Origin of the sequence: Achromobacter sp. LC458, assembly GCF_001005835.2 — a bacterium.
Taxonomy (GTDB): domain Bacteria; phylum Pseudomonadota; class Gammaproteobacteria; order Burkholderiales; family Burkholderiaceae_B; genus Achromobacter; species Achromobacter spanius_B.
This window is the reverse complement of sequence record NZ_LBHW02000021.1, coordinates 79,668-97,228: the sequence shown is the minus strand read 5'-3', so window position 1 is coordinate 97,228 and position 17,561 is coordinate 79,668. Positions and strand designations below refer to the sequence as shown.

Sequence of the window (17,561 nt, the reverse complement as noted above, 5' to 3'; positions counted from 1 at the left end):
ATGCGCGCAGCAAATAGTTAAAAGGCATAAGCAAATTCCCTAATAGGGGATTTCCTTATGCTTTTTCATAACTACGCGTTATTTCAAGGGCTTAGGGACGGAGCGAATGCGCGGGTGTGGCGGGAAAGTCCGTCAAATTGAAACATCCATAGGCCATCCACTTGGATGGTTTTAAGATTCCGTCCATGCCTCCTCGCCCTCCAAGCCTCGCTTCCGCCCCTAAGCCTTCGGACGAAAAGATCACGATCAACCTCGGTTATGTCGACCTGGGGCAGATCGATCTTCTGGTCCAGGAAGGCTTCTACGCCAACCGTACCGACCTGATCCGCACCGCAATCCGCAACCAGCTTGCCGCCCATGGCGACGCGGTGCGGCAGGCGGTCAGCCGAAAAACCTTGGTGCTGGGCATTCAGCACTACACGGCCGACGACTTGCTGGCGGTGCAGGCTGCCGGGCAGATGTTGCAGATCCGAATCCTGGGGCTGGCGACCATCGCGCCCGACGTCACGCCCGAATTGGCGCTTGCCACGATTGAATCCGTGACGGTGCTGGGCGCGTTGCACGCCAGCCCCGCAGTCAAGGCCGCCCTGCGTCAGCGCATCCGCTGACACGTTATTGCCGCTTTAAAGGTCACTCCATGCATCCAGATTTTCAGCAGTTGATGAGCCAGGCCACGCGCCTTACCCGGTCCGGCAACCTGGCCGCGGCCACCGCCGCCATCCAGGCCGCCTTGATGGGCGCGTCGCCCACGGCGGCATCTGCTTCGCCGCGCTATGACGAGGCCGATGTCATTGATGTCGAGGCGCGCGAGGTTCCTGCGTCGACGGTAAGCGCTGCCGCGTCCTCTGACTCCGGCTCCCACTCCACCCCCGCGCCGTCCCAGGCCCGGGACGACGACGTCGGGCAAAACCCCCACACCCCCGCCACGCCCCGGGCGCCCGGCGAATCTTCGGCCACGCCGGGTGATTACTTTACGGCCGGCTCGTTTCGCAATAGCGCCGGCCAGCGGGCCTACAAGTTGTATGTGCCGCCCGGTGCAAACGGGCAAGCTCGGCCGCTGGTTGTGATGCTGCACGGCTGCACGCAGGATGCCGACGACTTTGCCGCCGGCACCGCGATGAATGAGGCCGCGCGCAAGCAAGGTTTCTATGTGCTGTATCCGGTGCAGCCGCGCGAGACCAATCCGCAAAAGTGCTGGAACTGGTTCAAGCACAATCACCAGCAGGCTGGCAAAGGCGAGCCGTCGATCTTGGCCGACATGACGCGCCACGTCATCGCCGAATATGGCATCGACCCGCGCCGTGTGTACGTGGCGGGTTTGTCAGCAGGCGGCGCGATGGCCGCGATTTTGGCCAATACTTATCCGCAGCTGTATGCAGCCGCCGGCGTGCATTCCGGCCTGGCGGCGGGCGCGGCCACGGATCTGCCGTCGGCCTTGTCCGCCATGAAGGGGATCGGCGTGCGCCCCGGCGCGGCGTCCGGCACGCCGGTGCCGACGATTGTCTTTCACGGCGACCGCGACGCCACCGTGCATCCGAGCAATGGCGATGCGGTCGTGGCCGCCAGCGCCGGGGCGAATGCCCAGGTCCAAAGCCAGCGTGTGGCGGGCGCTAACCGGGGGCGCGACAGCACCAAGCGCGTATATATGGACGCATCGGGCAAGGTGGTAGCGGAATATTGGGTGGTGCACGGCGCGGGCCATGCCTGGGCAGGCGGGTCGCCCAAGGGCTCGTACACGGATGCTTCTGGCCCGGATGCCACGCAAGAGATGCTGCGGTTTTTCTTCGAGCATCCGTTGGCGACGAAGCAGTAAGGGAATAAGGACCCCAGCACTGGGGGTCGTCATTCCTTGCTTCGTCATTCCTTGCTATCCGGTCGCGGCCTTCCAACCAAGGAAGGCCGCGACCGTGCCCACACGGATGAGGCTGAACCATCAGCCCCGCGCGATCAAACCAGCGTCACCTTCCCAGTGGCCAAGTCGTACGCGCCGCCCGCCACCATCAGCTTCTTTTGCTCGACCATGCTTTTCAACACCGGCTGCGCGCTCTGTAATCGCTGGACGGCCAATCGGACGTTTTCAGCGATGGCGGCGGCCAGCAGGTTTTTCGGTTCGCCCTGGCTGGCGCGTTCCACGGCGGGCTTGATGGCGTTGACCAGTTCGGGCAGATGGCCGGGCAGCTCGGCGTTTTCTTTCAGCACCTTTACCGTGGCATCCACCGCCCCGCAATTGTTATGGCCCAGCACCACGATCAGCGGCACGTTCAGAAACTTGGCGGCATATTCAAAACTGGCCAAGCCATCGTCATTGACGAAGTTTCCCGCCACGCGAACGATAAATACATCGCCCGGGTTCTGGTCGAAGGCCAATTCCGGCGCCACCCGGGAATCCGAACAACTGAGTATCGCGGCAATCGGTTTCTGCGTTTTGACGCGAGCCGCCCGGCCCGCTGAAAAGTCCCGCATATTGGGTTTGTTGGCCGCATACCGGGCGTTGCCGGCCAGCAGTCGTTTCAACGCCTCTTCGCCACCAATGTCATTCGACGGGACTTCGGCATAGGCGGTTTCCGCCCAGCCCGTCGCGCCAAAAGCCGCCAGACCCGCCGCGCCCAACAGCAGGCGGCGGCGGGGGTTGTCCAGCGTGGAAGCAGTCAGGCAATCAGCACAGTCGCACATAGGTTTCTCCCAAAGGACAAATGTCCAGAGAATTCGTGCGCAATCATTGTGCGGCGATAACTGTGTTCTGACGCGGTAACCCGTGTGGACTTAACAATTGTTTTGGCTGGCTGGCGCTTGACCTTGCCAGCGTGGGCATCTTTAGGCTGGGGGTCCTGGTTTGAATGTTCCAAGACCACCCAATAAGGCGGGCCCTATGCCAAAAATCACCGTTCTTCCCCATCCCGATCTTGCTCCCGCCGGCGCAGAGCTGGACGTTCCCGCGGGAACGTCGCTTTGCGACGCGCTGCTGGACCACGGAATAGCCATTGAACACGCGTGCGAACAAAGCCGCGCCTGCACGACATGCCACTGCATCGTGCGCAGCGGTTTCGACGCGCTGAATGAAGTGGAAGAGGGCGAAGAAGACCTGCTGGACCGCGCCTGGGGAGTCGAGCCGCAGTCACGTCTAAGCTGCCAGGCCATCGTCGGCGATGAGGACGTGACGGTCGACATCCCCAAGTACACGGTCAACCATGCGAAGGAAAATCACTGAAGTCAGACGCGCTGCTGCCCGCCGATAGGTCCCCAGCTGAGCGAGGGTTTCCCCCTATTGAAGGGCTTGTTTTCGATCCCTTACATCGGTGTTACGACTCCAACGATAGGATTTGGATATTCGAAACTAGGAGTCCATCATGAATAACGAGAAGCCGACACCCGAACCAAATAAGCGTCGCTGGCCTTTCGGCTATGGGGACGAATCCAATCAGCTGGAGACGTCATGGACTGTTCGGTAGAAGGAAAGGTGGCATTCGCGGACGGCCATTCGTACCATTTCGCCACGGTGGACGCCGCGCTGGCATTTGCCGAATGCGTGAAAAGCTCCCAGCAGCCCGGTCAATGCGCGGCAGCCAATGGCTGTACGCAGACGGTAAAGCTGGAGGATGTGGCGGCGGCGGAAGAGCAGGAGCAGCGGGAAGACCGCTGATCAGCGGCCGGTTTCAGTCGCGCCCCGCTGGGTCATTGCACCCGGGGGCGCGACGTCGTTTGCGTTACCCCGTTTGCGTTTCCCCGTTTAGGTCACCCCGTTTAGGTCACTCCCTTTACGTCACGCCGTTTCCGACGCCTCTGCGTTAGCCGGACGCACACTGCCGGGTTTGCCGTAATACCAGTAGGCACAAAGAAAACCGGCAAGCATGCCCGGCAGGCCACCCACGAATAACGGAAACACCATGTCGCGCACGGCGGCGTCGCGGCCGGAGAACGGCAGGAATGCACCCATGCCAAAGATCAGGCCGACCAGCGCTACCTTGCCCAAGGCTTTCCAGTTGGATCGCACCGGCCGTAGCGCGCCCGCCACGATCCCGCACAGCAGCGCGGGAATGACGCCAAACAGATAAAACCAGGGCAGGCCAAAGACCATGATCATCAGGTTTTGGGGCGTTTGCGACAGCACGCTAAGAACCAGCGTAACGGCGATGCCGCCAATGGCGGGCGCGATGAACGCAAACATCAAGCCGCCCGCGAAAATATCGCTGCGTATGCGGTGGCCGGTGTCATCCGGGCTGCGTCGAGTCACCCGATAAACCACGGATGCCACGGTGGCCAATAGCAAAATGGCGGCGGTGATGATCAATTTCATGGCGCCATTCTGGCATAAACCCCAGCTTGCGCCGGCACGCGTTAATGCCGGTAGACTGCTTGCTTTCGCGTCCCGGTTTTAATGGGGCAACGAACCGGCGCCGGCCCATGCGGGTGGCCAGGCGCCAATATCAAGGGGGCATCAACGCTGTGAAAATAAAAAAACTGATTGAAGAACGCCGTCTGGGCGAACGCGTCGCCGTCAGCGAACGCGACGACCCGACCCACGCCGATACGCTGGCCGCGCTGGACCAGCTGGACGGCGCGCAATACAGTTCCGTCGCCTTCGTGACGGAAGACGACACCGTCATGGCGATCGGGGGCGGCGATGGCGCGTTTGTCGTGTCCATTACGCTGGATGACGACGCGCGCATCTATACGCTGATCGACCCGTCGCGGTCCGAAGACCACGATCAGGAAGTGGTGGTGGGCGGGCAGGCGGGCAGCTACCAGCAATACCAATGCGTGGACCGCGACATGGCGAAGGCGGCGCTGCTGCATTTCCACCAGGAAGGCGCGCCGTCACCCGATCTGCAATGGGTTAGCGAGTAGGCCGGGCTTTACACCACCCGCGTCAGCACCTTTTCTTCCCGAAACCAGCCGTCCAGATTGGCCACCATCAACTCGGCCATGGCGCGGCGGGTTTCGTGCGTGCCGCTGGCGATGTGGGGCAACAGCACCACGTTGTCCATGGCGTGCAGGGCGGCCGGGGTCTTGGGTTCATGTTCGAACACGTCCAGCCCGGCGCCCGCAATCCGCTTGCCTTCCAGGGCGCTGACCAGCGCGGCCTCGTCCACGACCGTGCCGCGCGCGATATTGATGAGCCACCCGTCGGGGCCCAGCGCTTCCAACACACGCGCGTTCACCATGTGCTGCGTGGCGCCGCCACCGGGCACCGCCAGCACCAGGAAGTCGCACTGCGCGGCCAGCGTTTCGATGTCCGGCACGTAACGGTATTCCGCCGGCGCATCCGCGCGCGGCTTGCGGTTGGTGTACAGAATTTGCATGTCGAAGGCGGCGGCGCGGCGGGCGATCTGCAAACCGATATTGCCCAGCCCCACGATGCCGCAGCGCTTGCCGCTCATGCGGGTGCCCAGCGGAAAGCCTTCGTTGGGCCAACGGCCGGCGCGCACGAAGCGATCGGCTTGGGCGATGCGGCGCGGGGCGGCCAGCATCAAGGCCAACGCCGTGTCGGCGACGCAGGCGTCCAGCACGCCGGGGGTGTTGGTGACGACCACGCCGCGCTCGCGGGCTGCCGCCAGGTCTATCGTGTCGTATCCCACGCCAAAACTGAAAATGCCTTCCAGCGCGGGCAGCGCGTTGATCAGGTCGGCGGTAGCACCAAAGCGTCCGCTGGTGGCGATGCCGCGTATGTTGGCGCCGTGTTCACGCAGCAGCGCATCGGCGTCGGCGGCTTCCCACAGGCGATGCACGTGATAGCGCGATTCCAGGTCGGCGACCAGATCGGGCAGCAATGGGCCGACCATCAACAGGTGCGGGGCGGAGGAGGGCGTGGAATCTGTCATGGATGCGGCTTATTGGAAAGGCTGAAAGAAAATGGCGGAATGAAAGCGACCGGCCCGAACATCGGGCCGGTCAACGATCAATTGGTCTGGATATTACGGGTCTTGATGATCTGCCCATAGCGCGCGCGTTCGCTGGCGGCCAGCTCTTGCAACTGCTGCGGGGTGGAACCGTGCGCGACGGCGCCTTGCGATTCCAGCTTGGTCTTCATGACCGGATCGTTGGCCACGTCGCGAATGGCTTGCGACAGCTTTTCAATCACGGCCGGCGGCGTGCCGGCAGGCGCCAGCACGGCGGTCCACGAGCCGGATTGCGCGTTCTTCACGCCCGCCTCATCGATCGTGGGCACGTCGGGCATGGCGGGCGAACGCGTTGCGCCCGTGACGGCCAGCGCGCGCAGCTTGCCGCCGGTGACGTAGGGCATGGTTTCCAGTACGGACGCAAACAGCATGTCGACGCGGCCGGCCATCAGGTCGGTCATGGCGGGGCCGCCGCCTTTGTACGGCACGTGCATCAGGTCCACGCCCGTTGCCTGTTGGAAGATTTCGCCGGACAGGTGCGGCGCGCCGCCCGTGCCCGAGCTGGCGAACGTGTGCTTGCCCGGTTCCGCCTTGGCCAGCTTGACCAGCTCGCCCACATTCTTGGCGGGCAGGGTGGTGGGCACGACCAGCACGAAGGGCAGGTCCGAAAAGAGTGACACGGGGGCGAAGGCGGTGGCCGGGTCCGAATGCAGTTTGTAGATCCACGGGTTGATCGCCAGCATGCCCGAATTGGCGAACAGCAGGGTGTAGCCGTCGGCGGGCGAACGCGCCACCAGGTCGGCGGCGATCTGGCCGCCCGCGCCGGGGCGGTTGTCCACCACCACGGACGACGCCAGCTTGTCGCCCAACGCCGCCGCCAACAGGCGCGCCGAGATGTCGGTGCCGCCGCCCGGTGAAAAAGGCACGATCAGGTTGATCGGGCGCTCGGGGTAACCGGCGGCCTGCGCGCTGAACGGCAATGCGGCGGTGGCGGTCAGGGCCAGCGCCGCGGCGATGAGCCGGACGCGGTGGCGTGCGATGGGGGTTGTCTCCATATCTTTTCTCTTTTTGGGGTGGGAAACGGCTTGCGCCGCGAAAAATTACCGTGCTGCGGTGATGCTCCTTTGGATCCCTGATGCCGTCGTGCGGCCATTTTTTGCGAGTATAGAAACGGCTTTCGATGGATAGCCGTTCGAGCTATAAATAGCATTGATCAATTCAATGATTGAATCGATGGAGTTTCGTCAGCTCGAGTGTTTCATTGCGGTAGCCGAGGAATTGCACTTCGGCCGTGCGGCCGAACGGCTATGCATGACGCAGCCGCCGCTGTCGCGCCAGATCCAGTTGCTGGAGCAGGACCTGGGCGTGACGCTGTTCGAGCGCAACAGCCGGCAGGTGTTGCTAAGCGCCGCCGGACGCCGCTTTCTGCGCGATGCCCGTCATTTGCTGGAGTTCTCGGCACGTGCCGCCGCCACGGCGCGGCGCACCTCGGGCGGCGAGGCCGGGCATATCACCCTGGGCTTTACCGCCGTGGCGTCCTACCGCTTGATGCCGTCGATGATCATGCGGGCGCGCAAGCTGCTGGCCGATGTTGAAATCCAGCTGCGCGAAACAGTTAGCACCGATCTGGCGCGCTTGCTGGTGGCGCGCGAACTTGACGCGATTCTGGCGCGCAGCGTGCCGCAGCAGGCGGGCATTGAATCGCGTTTGGTCGAGCGCGAGCCGCTGGTGCTGGCCTTGCCCGTCGGATCGCCGTTATGCGAACACGAGACGGTGCCGCTGCGCTTGTTGCAAGGGCAGCCCTTCGTGCTGTATTCGCCGCGTGATGGCAAGTATTTTTACGACCGTATCGTGGGCGCGTTTGGGCTGGCCGATGTGCAGCCGAACTATGTGCAACGGGCGGGGCAAACCCATACCTTGCTGGCGCTGGTGCGGGCGGGGCTGGGCGTGGGCATCGTGCCGGATTCCGCGCGTGAACTGCGCTTTGAAGGCGTGGAGTTTCGTCCGATCGGCCAGCGCGACCTTTACGCGGATATGTATTTGGCGTGGCACGCCCAGCATGACAATCCCGCGCTGGACGCGTTTCTGGAACGCGTGGTGGGGGTGGATGGCGCGGGGCGCCGCGCGCCGTAGGCCGCCGTGCCTACAGCTGCATCTTGCGCTTGCCCAGCAGCGTCAACGCCAAACTACGGCCGGTACGCATGAACGGGTACAACGCCGTGGACAGGCAGGGGTTGCGGAACACGGCGGCGTTCACGCTGTTGAACAGGTCGTTGCTGGTGCTGATCAGGGCCAGCCGGTTGATGCAATCGGCGCCCCAGTAGTCTTGCCCGTCCAGGTGCAGCAGCATGCCCTGGTTCAAGTCGTAGCCTTGCGCCTTGTAGGCCACGGCCAGGTCCGGGTGGTCGCGCATGTTCAGCAGGTCGATCGGCCCCACCGCTTTCTGCAATTGCAGCATCCGCACGTAGTTCGAGCAGAAGGGGCAGTCTCCGTCGTACAACAGGAAGTTTTTGGAGATGGACATGATGCACCTTGGGTTGAAAATACAGGTCCATTAAAGCGCAATGCGTGCCGCTGTGCGCGGGGCGTTCTGCCAGCCCCGGGCCTTCACCCTTGCGCGGGCGGGCGGCGCGTGGCGGCGTCGCGATCCTGGTCGCGCCAGCGCGCGCGCAGCTGTCCGATCTGGCGCAGCGCCGCTTGCGACATTTTCCACCAGCCGAACGGCCGGGGGTCGGCCAGCATGCTCATGGCGCGCGCGTAGTCCAGCGTCAGCCCGGGCGTCCAGGCCATCGTCAGGGCACGTTTACGAATCTGCGAGGCCACCCACAGTTCCGGCGTCAACAGCAGACGCAGCAATACGCGCCAGCCGGCCTGGCTGCCATGCAGCCGTCCCACCACGCCGTCCAGCGCGGCATCCAGCGCCCGGGCGACCGAGCTGGAGCAGTTGCGGTGAGTCAGGTTGTAGGTGCTGTCCTGGCGATACTGCTGCCAGAAATCGGCCAGCTTCTGCGCGTCGTAATTGCGAAACCGCACGCGCACGGTGGACGGGCACCAGGCCTTGGATTCCGTGGGGTAGTCGGGTTGATACACGCCGGGGATATCGTTTTCGGCGGTGGCGCGCAGCAGGTTGCCGAATTCATCGGGCGAGCGGTCGATTTCGTCGCGCGGGTACAGGCTGATGTAGATGCCTTCTGGCGATTCCAGGGCGGCGTGCCCGGTCGAGATGACCCCGTTGACGTCCACGGCCGCGATGTAGCGGTCCACCAGCGGAAGGTTGCGTGTTTGCGCCTTGGCCGAGCCGGACGGCGTCCACACGTGTACCGTCAGCGCGGGCTCGGAGTCGGCGGGCGGGCCATCCCACATGGTGGGGCCAAGGGGGCGGGGCGCCAGTGTCGACCCTGCCTGTGAAGCCGCCGCAGAAGCCGGCTCCGACGGCATGAAGTCCGGCGACGGGTTGGAGGCGAACGCCGGGTTCGATGCCAGGTGCCTGACCCGCCGCGCCAGCCACAGCAGCTTCAGGCCCGCGATGCCCAGGAACAGTCCCACGCAATACGGCAGCGTGCCGACATAGTTGGTGGGGTACGGCTGGAAGAAGAAAATGGCCAGCAGGATTTCTGCAATGCCCCCCGCAAAGGCGTAGCGCCAACGCTGGTAGCGCACCACATACGCGGCCAGGCACTGCAATACGCCGTCGGTCAGGAACAAGGCGCCAAAAATCATCGACAGGGCAAAGTGCCCGTGGTGGTGGCCCGCCAATATCAAGCTGCCGGCCAGCAGCACGAACAGCCCTTTCACATAACGCAGCACACGCTGCCCGCCCACGCCGCTGGACGCGATCATCAGCGTGGCCAGCCCTTCGATGATGAAGAGGATGGCAAAGGCGTTCAGCGGAAAGTACAGCGCGTTGTCCAGCGCGTCGATGAAAACGAAGATGCCCGCAACCAAGAAAAACAACCCGGCCGCGAACAGGCCCTTCCAACGCTTGCGCAGATAGGGGACTCCCAAGAGCAGCAATACAAGTTGTGGCATGCCTGTGTTTTCCGGTTCAAGAAGGGCGAAGGACGAAAACCGAATCGTACAGAAACTTGATGCCTTTTTTTACCTTTATGGCTGCTGCTGGGGCGGCGACTAGGGCTGCGGCCGGGGCGTCGTCGGCGCATCCCACGCCAGGCCCATCGCGTAGCCGCGCACGTCTTCCGGCCACGCGGCGACACATTGCGCGTAGCGGTCGCGGTCATCGGCGTACAGCGCGCGGGTGGCTTCTTCAAAGCCGGGCAGGTTGCCGGCCATGCCGGACATGAACCGGTACGCGGCTTCCTGGCGCTGACGTTGCCGACCTTGCGCGTCGTTGTCACGGCGAGCCTGTTCCACCAGCTTGCGCAACGCCACCGACGCGCCGCCCGGCTGCGCGCCCAGCCATTCCCAATGCCTGGGCAACAGCGTGACTTCGCGCGCCACCACGCCCAGCTTGGGCCGGCCGCGCCCGCGCGGCGCCAGGGCGGCGCTGTCGGAGATCTCGTTCGATTCGGGGGGCGCGCCAGCGGGCGCCGCGCCAGCGGGCGAACGGTAGCGGTCGGCAACCTGCGCGTCGGACCCGGACAGGTTCAGGTCCGTCTGCGTGCCACTGCCGTCTTGATAGACAAGCAGCGCTTGCGCCGCATCGGCGTCCATGGCGCGCTTGACGGCAAGCGCCACGTCGGCCAGCGGCCCGGCGGCAAGTATTCGGTAGCCTTCGAAGGCGGTGTAGGTGGGGGCGGGCGAGTGGTCAGAGGCAGTCATGGCGTATGGGTTCCGGTGGCCAATATCGGCTTGGATGCGTCCAACGCCTTTTGTGAAACGGCGGCGGAAACGTGGTGCAATTATGATCCGGGTAAAAATAACCTGTCAATAACGTCCGGGTAAAAATAGTTGTGGGATTCATGTGTCGAGGCTATAACCCGGGCACTGATTCCGGCGCCCATGCGTGCCGGCCTGGCTGCGCCGTACCCTGTAAAAAACCCTGCATAAACCTAGGGTAGACACCTAGAAAAAATCAGCGGGCGGCGTATAATCTTGCTTTGCGCCCGGAGTTACCCATGCGTCTCGTTCAAAAAGCGCTCACCTTCGACGATGTGTTGTTGGTGCCTGCGTATTCCGAGGTGTTGCCGCGCGACACCTCCCTGGCCACCCGCCTGACCCGCAATATCAGCCTGAATATTCCGCTTGTGTCCGCCGCCATGGACACCGTCACCGAGTCGCGCCTGGCTATCGCCATGGCCCAAGAAGGTGGCATCGGCATCATTCACAAGAATTTGACCGCCGATCAGCAAGCCCGTGAAGTGGCTCGCGTCAAGCGCCACGAATTCGGCATCGTGATCGATCCGGTCACCGTCACCCCCCAAATGAAAGTGCGCGACGCCATTGCGTTGCAGCGCCAGCATGGCATTTCGGGTCTGCCGGTCGTTGAAGGCCGCAAGCTGGTCGGCATCGTGACCAATCGCGATCTGCGTTTTGAAGAAAACCTGGATCAACCCCTGCGCAACATCATGACGCCGCAGGAACGCCTGGTCACCATGAAGGAAGGCGCCACGCTGGACGAGGCCCAGGCGCTGATGCACAAGCACCGTCTGGAACGCGTGCTGATCGTGAACGACGGCTTTGAGCTGCGTGGCCTGGCCACCGTCAAAGACATCGTCAAGAACACCGAACATCCGATGGCCAGCAAAGACGGCCAAGGCCAGTTGCGCGTTGGCGCAGCGGTTGGCGTGGGCGCGGGCACTGAAGAACGCGTGGAAAAGCTGGTTGCCGCTGGCGTTGACGTCCTGATCGTCGACACCGCGCACGGCCACTCCAAGGGCGTGCTGGAAGGCGTGCGCTGGGTCAAGCAGAACTACCCCAAGGTTGAAGTCATCGGCGGCAACATCGCCACCGCTGCCGCCGCGCGCGCGCTGGTCGAGTACGGCGCCGATGGCGTCAAGGTCGGTATCGGCCCCGGCTCCATCTGCACCACGCGTATCGTCGCCGGTGTGGGCGTGCCGCAAATCCATGCCATTTCCGAAGTCGCCAAGGCGCTGGAAGGCACGGGCGTTCCGCTGATCGCCGACGGCGGCATCCGCTACTCGGGCGACGTCGCCAAGGCGCTGGCCGCCGGCGCGTTCTCGTGCATGATGGGCGGCATGTTCGCCGGCACGGAAGAAGCCCCGGGCGAAGTCGTGTTGTTCCAAGGCCGCTCGTACAAGTCGTACCGCGGCATGGGCAGCCTGGGCGCCATGACGGACGGCTCGGCCGACCGCTACTTCCAGGACCCGGCCAACAACGCCGATAAGCTCGTCCCCGAAGGCATCGAAGGCCGCGTCCCCTACAAGGGCAGCGTGCTGGCCATCATTTACCAATTGGTCGGCGGCATCCGCGCCTCGATGGGCTACTGCGGCGCCGCCACCATTGACGACATGCGCACCAAGGCCGAATTCGTGGAGATCACCTCCGCCGGCGTGCGCGAGTCCCACGTACACGACGTGCAGATCACCAAGGAAGCGCCTAACTACCGCGCCGACTGATCCGTACAGTCAACTACAATGTCATGCATCACGCACCGGCAGAATCGCATTAACAATCGCGGTTCTGCCGGTGCGGTTTTATTTAATCGGTAGAGCTCAATGCACCAGCGCATCCTCATTCTTGATTACGGTTCGCAAGTCACCCAACTGATTGCCCGCCGCGTCCGCGAAGCCGGCGTCTATTCCGAAGTGCACCCGGGCGACGTCGACGACGCCTTCGTGCGCGACCAAATGGCGCAGGGCTTGAAGGGCATCATTCTGTCCGGCAGCCACGCATCCGCGTACGAAGAAGGCTCGATGCGCGTGCCGCACGCCGTGTTCGAACTGGGCGTGCCGGTGCTGGGCATCTGCTACGGCATGCAGTCCATGGCGCAGCAACTGGGCGGCGTGGTCAGCTTCTCGGACCACCGCGAATTCGGCTACGCCGAAGTGCGCGCCCACGGCCACACCAAGCTGCTGGAAGGCCTGGACGACTTCACCACGCCCGAAGGCCACGGCATGCTGAAGGTCTGGATGAGCCACGGCGACAAGGTCACCGAGCTGCCCCCGGGCTTCAAGCTGATGGCGTCCACGCCGTCGTGCCCCATCGCCGGCATGGCCGACGAAGACCGCCGCTTCTACGCCGTTCAGTTTCACCCCGAAGTCACGCACACCGTCCAAGGCAAGGCCATGCTGGCCCGCTTCGTGAACGAGATCTGCGAATGCCAGGGCGACTGGAATATGCCCGACTACGTCGCCGAAGCCGTCGCCCGCATCCGCGAGCAAGTCGGCACCGACGAAGTCATCCTGGGCCTGTCCGGCGGCGTGGACTCCTCGGTGGCCGCTGCCCTGATCCACAAGGCCATCGGCGACCAGCTCACCTGCGTGTTCGTCGACCACGGCCTGTTGCGCCTGGACGAAGGCAAGCAGGTCATGCAGACCTTCGCCGAAAACATGGGCGTGAAGATCATCCACGTCGACGCCACCGCCCAATTCATGGGCAAGCTGTCTGGCGTTGCGGACCCCGAAGCCAAGCGCAAGATCATCGGCCGCGAATTCGTCGAAGTGTTCCAGGAACAAGCCGGCAAGCAGCAAAGCGCCAAGTGGCTGGCCCAGGGCACGATCTACCCCGACGTCATCGAATCCGCCGGCGCAAAAACGGGCAAGGCCACGTCGATCAAGTCGCACCACAACGTGGGCGGCCTGCCGGACACGCTGAACCTGCAACTGCTGGAACCCCTGCGCGAACTGTTCAAGGACGAAGTCCGCGAACTGGGCGTTGCGTTGGGGTTGCCGCCGCAGATGGTGTACCGCCACCCGTTCCCGGGTCCGGGTTTGGGTGTTCGGATTCTGGGCGAAGTGAAGCATGAATATGCTGAACTGCTGCGCCGCGCCGATGCGATCTTCATTGAAGAATTGCGGAACACCAAGGATGAGGCTAGTGGTCTGACTTGGTACGAGCTGACCTCGCAAGCGTTTGCCGTGTTCCTGCCGGTGAAGTCGGTGGGCGTGATGGGCGATGGACGGACTTATGAGTACGTGGTTGCCTTGCGTGCCGTGCAGACGTTTGACTTCATGACCGCTGACTGGGCGCCGCTGCCGCACCCGCTGCTGGCTCGCGTTTCTTCGCGGATCATTAATGAAGTGCGCGGGATTAATCGCGTGGTTTATGACGTGTCGAGCAAGCCGCCGGCGACGATTGAGTGGGAGTGATCCTGCTTAAGGGTTGAGGTAAGAGAAAAGAGCGCTTCGGCGCTCTTTTTGTTTCTGCCGTGGTTGTCAGTGGCTTTAATTGGGGGGGGGCTCGCAGCTCAATAAGAATGGGAGGTTCAAATTAAAGTCCTCCCGTTTTTTATTCGGACCAAAGCGATCATGCTAACCGCCGCTCGCTCGTCCCCCGCAAACTAGGGTTATCCGGGATTCTTTATGCTTAAACTTTTGTGAAGAATAAGCGCCAGATGCAGGGCTCCGCCGCGATGAGGCATCAAGGTGGTTCACCGGGGTGCGGCACCTGACGCACCGTACGCAGGATCGCGCGGTGGCGGCCCAGAAGGAGAATCGGATGCTGTTGCGTAGACATTGCCTGGCCGTGATGATGCTGGCGCTGACTGGCTGGGCGACGGGCAGCCAGGCGCAAACGGCGCCTCAGGGCTGGCCCACCAAGCCGGTGCGCCTGGTCGTGGGGCTGGCCCCGGGCGGGCTGGTTGATGTGCTGGCGCGCACGGTTCAGCCGCATTTGGCCGAGGGCTTGAAGCAGACCGTTATCGTGGAGAATCGGGGCGGGGCGGGCGGCAACGTGGCGGGCGCCGAGGTCGTGCGCAACGGCGGGGACAACCATACCTTCTTGCTGAATCCATCGACCACCGAATCGGTCAACCCGCTGATGTTCGCCAGCATGCCGTTCGATCCGCAGCGGGACTTGCGGCCGGTCGCCTTGTTGGCCAACAGCCAGTTGTTCCTGTTTGTCCGGTCCTCGCTGGGCGTCGACACGCTTGAAGCGTTCGTCGAATACGCGCGCAAGCAGCCCAATCCGCTTAACTACGGGTCGGCCGGCAACGGCACGACGCCGCATCTGGCTGGCGAGCTGCTCAAGCAGGCGACCGGCATGCAGGCCACCCATGCGCCATATCGCGGCGTGGCGCCGGCGATACAAGACTTGGCTGCGGGCCAGATCGACTTTGCGTTTGGACCGGCCACGGTTTTTCCCATGGTGCAAGCGGGCAAGCTGAAGGTGCTGGCGGTGGCGAGCCGGCAACGGGCCGCCGTGGCGCCGGACATACGAACCTTTTCTGAGGCGGGCATTGACGGCGTTTTCGCGGACAGCCTGTTCGGCGTGTATGCCGCCGCTGGCACCCGCGATGATGTGGTTGATCGCATGAACGGCGAAATCAACAAGGTGCTGGCGAGGCCGGAGATCAAGGCGCGATTCCTGGACGCCGGCGCCGAGGCGCTACCGCTGAGCGTGGCCGACTACACCGCGCGTGTGCAGGACGAAAAGAAATTGTTCGCCCCATTGATGAAGTCATTGGGGCTGAAGGAACAGTAGAGAAATAAGAAATAAGGAGTCAGACTGCAATTTCGCCGATGCCAGCGCAAAAATGCAGTCTGACTCCATGGTGCAGCTCAGTATCAGCCCAACAGTTCCTTGCGAACGATTTCCGCGCCTTCGCTCAAAGCCAGCAGCTTGCCCTTCGCAATAGCCCGCGACAACGGCGCCATGCCGCAGTTCGTGCACGGATACAGCTTGTCGGCATCCACAAACTTCAGCGCCTTTCTCAGCGTATTGGCCACTTCTTCGGGCGTTTCAACCTTATCGCTTGCCACGTCGATGGCGCCGACCATCACCTTCTTGCCGCGAACCAGTTCAAGCAGATCGATCGGCACGTGCGAGTTGTGGCATTCCAGCGAGATGATGTCGATATTGGACTTCTGCAGCTTAGGGAACGATTCCTCGTACTGACGCCACTCGGACCCCAGCGTTTTCTTCCAGTCGGTGTTGGCCTTGATGCCGTAGCCGTAGCAGATGTGCACGGCGGTTTCGCACTTCAGGCCTTCGATGGCGCGTTCCAGCGTGGCGATGCCCCAGTCGTTGACTTCGTCGAAGAACACGTTGAATGCCGGCTCATCGAATTGGATGATGTCCACGCCCGCGGCTTCCAATTCGCGGGCTTCCTGGTTCAGGATCTTGGCGAATTCCCAGGCCAGTTTTTCACGGCTCTTGTAGTGGGCATCGTACAGCGTGTCGATCATCGTCATGGGGCCTGGCAGCGCCCATTTGATCGGTTGCTTGGTTTGCTGGCGCAGGAACTTGGCGTCTTCAACAAACACCGGCTTTTGACGGCTGACGGCGCCCACCACGGTCGGCACGCTGGCGTCATAGCGATCACGGATTCGAACGGTTTCGCGCTTTTCGAAATCGACGCCGTCGAGATGCTCGATGAACGTCGTGACAAAGTGCTGACGGGTTTGCTCGCCGTCGCTGACGATATCAATGCCCGCATGCTGTTGTTCTTGCAGCGCCAGGCGCAAGGCGTCTTGTTTGCCCTCGACCAGCTCTTCGTCTTGCAGTTTCCAAGGCGACCAAAGTTTTTCAGGCTGTGCAAGCCACGAGGGCTTGGGCAGGCTGCCGGCGGTGGAGGTGGGCAGTAGTTTTTTCATGATCAGTTGGTCTCGTGTGTTATCTGAGTGATTAGTGCGCGTAGTTGGCGGCCCAGCTTTCCAGCACGTGCTTGTAGGGTTTGATGAAGTGCTCTTCCGTGAACTTTCCCTGCTTCACGGCAAGCTGGCTGCGCTCATCGCGGTCATAGACGATCTGCGTCAGCGAGTAATCCTGATTCTTCAGGCTCGGTTGATAGACCTTGCCCGCGGCGGAATTGGCGTTGTAGATCTCGGGGCGGTAGATCTTCTGGAACGTTTCCATCGTGCTGATGATGCTGATCAGCTCAAGGTTCGTGTAGTGGCCAAGCAGGTCGCCCTGAAAGTAAAAGGCCAACGGCGCGGCGCTGCCCGGGGGCATGAAGTAACGGACCTGCAAGCCCATTTTTTCGAAGTACTGGTCCGTTGGCGAGAATTCGCTTTGCTGATATTCAACACCCAGGATGGGGTGCTGATTTTCAGTACGCAGGTACGTCTTGCTGCTTGAGGCGCTGATGCAGATGACCGGCGGCTTGCTGAATCGCTCGGTGTAAGCGCTGGAACCGACAAAGTGCTTGAACAGCTTGCCGTGCAAGTCGCCGAAACCGTCGGGCGAGCTAAAGCTGGATTTGTTCTTGTTGTGCTCTTGCAAAAGCACGCTGAAGTCGTAGTCGCGCACGTACGAAGAGAAGTTATTGCCGACGATCCCATCGATGCGTTCGTTGTTGTGGCGGTCGACGATATTGGTCTTCAAGATTTCAATCAGCGGAAACGCATCACTGCCGCCGTTGGCGGCAATGTTCATTTCAACCGAGATGATTTCAAGTTCGACCGTGTAGCGATCTGCCTTGGGGTTGTCCCAATGCGCCAGACTATTGAAGCGCCTGTCGATCATCTTCAGCGTGTTGCGAAGGTTCTGCTGGCGACTCGCGCCCCGCGCCAGATTGGCGAAGTTGGTCGTGATGCGCGTGTTGTCGGACGGCTGATAATTTTCATCAAAAGGAATGCTCTTGATGTTGAAAGTGAACGCGTTGCTCATGGTGATGGTGTGCTGATTTTGGCGAATGGAATACGG

The 17,561-nt window shown here is 62.4% G+C and carries 18 protein-coding genes; 9 read left to right on the top strand and 9 right to left on the bottom strand.

Annotated features, from left to right (window positions below):
- Positions 1-185 precede the first annotated feature (185 nt).
- Both YH64_RS18280 and YH64_RS18275 read left to right on the top strand, forming a co-directional pair.
- On the top strand, positions 186-608 hold the full coding sequence (locus YH64_RS18280; RefSeq protein WP_046805916.1) for a CopG family transcriptional regulator: 423 nt from the start codon (positions 186-188) through the stop codon (positions 606-608).
- 29 nt (positions 609-637) lie between these two features.
- On the top strand, positions 638-1,813 hold the full coding sequence (locus YH64_RS18275; protein WP_046805850.1) for a PHB depolymerase family esterase: 1,176 nt from the start codon (positions 638-640) through the stop codon (positions 1,811-1,813).
- Between the two features lie 134 nt (positions 1,814-1,947).
- Here YH64_RS18275 and YH64_RS18270 read toward each other — a convergent pair whose 3' ends face one another.
- Positions 1,948-2,673: a carbonic anhydrase gene (locus YH64_RS18270; protein WP_046805851.1), complete on the bottom strand. Its 726-nt coding sequence runs from the start codon at positions 2,671-2,673 to the stop codon at positions 1,948-1,950.
- 196 nt (positions 2,674-2,869) lie between these two features.
- On the opposite strand from YH64_RS18270, the gene fdx reads away from it, so the two are divergent.
- Both fdx and YH64_RS18260 read left to right on the top strand, forming a co-directional pair.
- On the top strand, positions 2,870-3,208 hold the full coding sequence (fdx, locus tag YH64_RS18265) for an ISC system 2Fe-2S type ferredoxin (RefSeq protein WP_046805852.1): 339 nt from the start codon (positions 2,870-2,872) through the stop codon (positions 3,206-3,208).
- A 225-nt stretch (positions 3,209-3,433) separates the two neighbouring features.
- Positions 3,434-3,640 (top strand): hypothetical protein, encoded by a 207-nt coding sequence (locus YH64_RS18260; RefSeq protein WP_046805853.1) that lies wholly within the window; start codon positions 3,434-3,436, stop codon positions 3,638-3,640.
- Positions 3,641-3,760: 120 nt separating this feature from the next.
- Here YH64_RS18260 and YH64_RS18255 read toward each other — a convergent pair whose 3' ends face one another.
- Positions 3,761-4,294 carry a hypothetical protein gene (locus YH64_RS18255; protein WP_046805854.1) on the bottom strand — a complete coding sequence of 178 codons (534 nt, stop codon included), beginning with the start codon at positions 4,292-4,294 and terminating at the stop codon, positions 3,761-3,763.
- A 149-nt stretch (positions 4,295-4,443) separates the two neighbouring features.
- Here YH64_RS18255 and YH64_RS18250 point away from each other — a divergent pair, with 149 nt between their 5' ends.
- On the top strand, positions 4,444-4,845 hold the full coding sequence (locus YH64_RS18250; RefSeq protein WP_046805917.1) for an Imm1 family immunity protein: 402 nt from the start codon (positions 4,444-4,446) through the stop codon (positions 4,843-4,845).
- 8 nt (positions 4,846-4,853) lie between these two features.
- Here YH64_RS18250 and YH64_RS18245 read toward each other — a convergent pair whose 3' ends face one another.
- Both YH64_RS18245 and YH64_RS18240 read right to left on the bottom strand, forming a co-directional pair.
- On the bottom strand, positions 4,854-5,819 hold the full coding sequence (locus tag YH64_RS18245; protein WP_046805855.1) for a 2-hydroxyacid dehydrogenase: 966 nt from the start codon (positions 5,817-5,819) through the stop codon (positions 4,854-4,856).
- A gap of 77 nt (positions 5,820-5,896) precedes the next feature.
- Positions 5,897-6,892 (bottom strand): tripartite tricarboxylate transporter substrate binding protein, encoded by a 996-nt coding sequence (locus tag YH64_RS18240; protein WP_104143719.1) that lies wholly within the window; start codon positions 6,890-6,892, stop codon positions 5,897-5,899.
- Positions 6,893-7,070: 178 nt separating this feature from the next.
- Between YH64_RS18240 and YH64_RS18235 the strand changes: the two genes are divergently transcribed.
- Entirely contained in the window at positions 7,071-7,970 is a 900-nt protein-coding gene (locus YH64_RS18235) for a LysR family transcriptional regulator (RefSeq protein ID WP_046805918.1), read from the top strand.
- A 10-nt stretch (positions 7,971-7,980) separates the two neighbouring features.
- Here YH64_RS18235 and YH64_RS18230 read toward each other — a convergent pair whose 3' ends face one another.
- The 3 genes from YH64_RS18230 to YH64_RS18220 form a co-directional block, all read right to left on the bottom strand.
- The gene (locus tag YH64_RS18230; RefSeq protein WP_046805857.1) at positions 7,981-8,361 is read right to left on the bottom strand and encodes a DCC1-like thiol-disulfide oxidoreductase family protein; all 381 of its coding nucleotides are present in this window, start codon (positions 8,359-8,361) and stop codon (positions 7,981-7,983) included.
- Positions 8,362-8,444: 83 nt separating this feature from the next.
- Positions 8,445-9,866: an HdeD family acid-resistance protein gene (locus tag YH64_RS18225; protein ID WP_104143722.1), complete on the bottom strand. Its 1,422-nt coding sequence runs from the start codon at positions 9,864-9,866 to the stop codon at positions 8,445-8,447.
- Between the two features lie 99 nt (positions 9,867-9,965).
- A complete protein-coding gene (locus YH64_RS18220; RefSeq protein ID WP_046805859.1) occupies positions 9,966-10,616 on the bottom strand; it encodes a DUF2239 family protein in 651 nt (216 codons plus the stop codon).
- Positions 10,617-10,912: 296 nt separating this feature from the next.
- On the opposite strand from YH64_RS18220, the gene guaB reads away from it, so the two are divergent.
- The 3 genes from guaB to YH64_RS18205 all read left to right on the top strand — a co-directional run bounded on the left by guaB (position 10,913) and on the right by YH64_RS18205 (position 15,398).
- Entirely contained in the window at positions 10,913-12,373 is a 1,461-nt protein-coding gene (gene guaB / locus YH64_RS18215) for an IMP dehydrogenase (RefSeq protein WP_046805860.1), read from the top strand.
- Between the two features lie 99 nt (positions 12,374-12,472).
- Entirely contained in the window at positions 12,473-14,065 is a 1,593-nt protein-coding gene (gene guaA, locus YH64_RS18210) for a glutamine-hydrolyzing GMP synthase (protein WP_046805861.1), read from the top strand.
- Positions 14,066-14,414: 349 nt separating this feature from the next.
- Positions 14,415-15,398 (top strand): tripartite tricarboxylate transporter substrate binding protein, encoded by a 984-nt coding sequence (locus tag YH64_RS18205; RefSeq protein ID WP_046805862.1) that lies wholly within the window; start codon positions 14,415-14,417, stop codon positions 15,396-15,398.
- Positions 15,399-15,481: 83 nt separating this feature from the next.
- Here YH64_RS18205 and YH64_RS18200 read toward each other — a convergent pair whose 3' ends face one another.
- Positions 15,482-16,510 (bottom strand): methionine synthase, encoded by a 1,029-nt coding sequence (locus YH64_RS18200; protein ID WP_046805863.1) that lies wholly within the window; start codon positions 16,508-16,510, stop codon positions 15,482-15,484.
- A gap of 31 nt (positions 16,511-16,541) precedes the next feature.
- Entirely contained in the window at positions 16,542-17,525 is a 984-nt protein-coding gene (locus tag YH64_RS18195; protein ID WP_046805864.1) for a DUF1852 domain-containing protein, read from the bottom strand.
- Positions 17,526-17,561: the final 36 nt, after the last annotated feature.

Bases quoted from the DNA above. Each gene is read 5' to 3' on its own strand.
- YH64_RS18270 (WP_046805851.1), bottom strand. From the start codon at position 2,673: ATGTGCGACTGTGCTGATTGCCTGACTGCTTCCACGCTGGACAACCCC.
- guaA (WP_046805861.1), top strand. From the start codon at position 12,473: ATGCACCAGCGCATCCTCATTCTTGATTACGGTTCGCAAGTCACCCAA.
- YH64_RS18245 (WP_046805855.1), bottom strand. From the start codon at position 5,819: ATGACAGATTCCACGCCCTCCTCCGCCCCGCACCTGTTGATGGTCGGC.
- YH64_RS18195 (WP_046805864.1), bottom strand. From the start codon at position 17,525: ATGAGCAACGCGTTCACTTTCAACATCAAGAGCATTCCTTTTGATGAA.
- YH64_RS18240 (WP_104143719.1), bottom strand. From the start codon at position 6,892: ATGGAGACAACCCCCATCGCACGCCACCGCGTCCGGCTCATCGCCGCG.
- YH64_RS18230 (WP_046805857.1), bottom strand. From the start codon at position 8,361: ATGTCCATCTCCAAAAACTTCCTGTTGTACGACGGAGACTGCCCCTTC.
- YH64_RS18280 (WP_046805916.1), top strand. From the start codon at position 186: ATGCCTCCTCGCCCTCCAAGCCTCGCTTCCGCCCCTAAGCCTTCGGAC.
- YH64_RS18205 (WP_046805862.1), top strand. From the start codon at position 14,415: ATGCTGTTGCGTAGACATTGCCTGGCCGTGATGATGCTGGCGCTGACT.
- YH64_RS18200 (WP_046805863.1), bottom strand. From the start codon at position 16,510: ATGAAAAAACTACTGCCCACCTCCACCGCCGGCAGCCTGCCCAAGCCC.
- YH64_RS18220 (WP_046805859.1), bottom strand. From the start codon at position 10,616: ATGACTGCCTCTGACCACTCGCCCGCCCCCACCTACACCGCCTTCGAA.
- guaB (WP_046805860.1), top strand. From the start codon at position 10,913: ATGCGTCTCGTTCAAAAAGCGCTCACCTTCGACGATGTGTTGTTGGTG.
- YH64_RS18255 (WP_046805854.1), bottom strand. From the start codon at position 4,294: ATGAAATTGATCATCACCGCCGCCATTTTGCTATTGGCCACCGTGGCA.
- YH64_RS18275 (WP_046805850.1), top strand. From the start codon at position 638: ATGCATCCAGATTTTCAGCAGTTGATGAGCCAGGCCACGCGCCTTACC.
- YH64_RS18260 (WP_046805853.1), top strand. From the start codon at position 3,434: ATGGACTGTTCGGTAGAAGGAAAGGTGGCATTCGCGGACGGCCATTCG.
- YH64_RS18235 (WP_046805918.1), top strand. From the start codon at position 7,071: ATGGAGTTTCGTCAGCTCGAGTGTTTCATTGCGGTAGCCGAGGAATTG.
- fdx (WP_046805852.1), top strand. From the start codon at position 2,870: ATGCCAAAAATCACCGTTCTTCCCCATCCCGATCTTGCTCCCGCCGGC.
- YH64_RS18225 (WP_104143722.1), bottom strand. From the start codon at position 9,866: ATGCCACAACTTGTATTGCTGCTCTTGGGAGTCCCCTATCTGCGCAAG.